The sequence below is a fragment of the Endozoicomonas sp. ONNA1 genome (assembly GCF_024606325.1).
Lineage (GTDB): Bacteria > Pseudomonadota > Gammaproteobacteria > Pseudomonadales > Endozoicomonadaceae > Endozoicomonas_A.
Map to the genome: position 1 here is coordinate 1 of NZ_JAHHPN010000015.1, position 1273 is coordinate 1273.

The window sequence follows — 1273 nt, forward strand, 5'->3', positions numbered from 1 at the left end:
CAAAACCCAATGTTGTGGCCACCGCTTCGATCTGGACTGTATTTCGAGGTGTTTTGTTGATCAGCCCATCGGCTCTCGCCGGTGTGTAATGTGCCGGCAAAATCCGATGCCTATGGTGAATGAGAACACCGGAGAATCTCACCCGGATACATTTTTCCCCGATCAGGCGTTTTATCTTGCCTGTTTGCGGGGGGATTTGGATCAGGTGGAGAAGTCACTGGCAGAGGGAGTCAATGTCAATGCCGTTATTTATGATGATTTCACTGCTTTGATATTCGCATCTGGTAATGGGCACAAGGACATCGTCGAACGCCTGATCGACGCCGGGGCGGATGTCAACGCCCGGAGTACGGATGGTTTCTCCTCGCTGTTCGCCGCAGCCGTGAAGGGCAATACCGACTGCGTAAAAGTCCTGATCAAGGCCGGGGCAAGGTAGGAGACAGAGGGAAAAAAACGCATACTGGGTCGTGAAGCTGCTTCAGCAATCGCTTCAGCATCGTTGTAGTCGTTCTTGTCAGTTTTGACATAAGGCTTAACAAACTGAGGTGGGGTCAGTTTGACAGCATGCCCATATGTCTTAAAAACGCCGCACTTTCCCGGGAACATTTTATTTTCTGCCATGTCTAACCTGCGTCTACTGAATTATCCAGCTTTTGAGGAAAAAAAATGAAAAAGACATTGAAACCATCCGGCATAAGAAACTATCTGGTCGGTTCGCTGTTCTGTTTTGTTTCAAGCGCTATTGCCAGTTCTGAACCGGGTATTGACGCTGTGCTTGCGGAATTGAACTCAAGGCCAGAGCCTGTTAACTATCAAAAAGACAGGCGCATGGTTGGCGGGCGCGGCCCCATTTACTCCATGGATCAGTACCCTGGTTATATCCTGAAAATCGACCGGGGAGATTCAGGTCAAGCGCTCCTTGCCCAGTCATTATTTGAGGCTTTTGGCCTGGAACACCTGTTTGTTCCAAGAATGCTCCCAGTGATCGTAGGTGGTGAGGCGATGTTGCTGACAGAGCGGGTCAATATACCAACAAACAAGTTTGCACACTATATGGAGTACAGCCTGAATCGCGAAGGTTATCGTGGTGCTATTAGAGATCTGACGGCGCTGGCGTGCCTGAGGGGGATTCCTGACTTTACCATTAATGAAAATGCAACGATAACAGGAGAGCGTATTCGTTACGATAATATTCCTCCCTTTCAAACAGTGGATAACAATGGCAATACTCAATACAAGGTCGGTATGATTGACCTTGATCATTACTCTGACA

The 1273-nt window shown here is 48.5% G+C and carries 2 protein-coding genes and 1 pseudogene; 2 read left to right on the forward strand and 1 reads right to left on the reverse strand.

Translation table 11 applies throughout. The features are described 5' to 3' along the window. The first annotated feature begins 106 nt into the window (after positions 1–106). Positions 107–436, forward strand: coding sequence for an ankyrin repeat domain-containing protein (locus KDK19_RS00235; protein ID WP_257291088.1), 330 nt, complete (start codon positions 107–109; stop codon positions 434–436). A gap of 14 nt (positions 437–450) precedes the next feature. Here KDK19_RS00235 and KDK19_RS00240 read toward each other — a convergent pair. Continuing rightward, positions 451–573, reverse strand: a pseudogene (locus tag KDK19_RS00240) (IS110 family transposase); the annotation flags it as partial. 93 nt (positions 574–666) lie between these two features. Between KDK19_RS00240 and KDK19_RS00245 the strand changes: the two are divergent. Next, a partial coding sequence (locus KDK19_RS00245) for a hypothetical protein (RefSeq protein WP_257291089.1) occupies positions 667–1273 on the forward strand: 607 nt, incomplete at its 3' end.

Bases quoted from the DNA above. Each gene is read 5' to 3' on its own strand.
- KDK19_RS00235 (WP_257291088.1), top strand. From the start codon at position 107: ATGCCTATGGTGAATGAGAACACCGGAGAATCTCACCCGGATACATTT.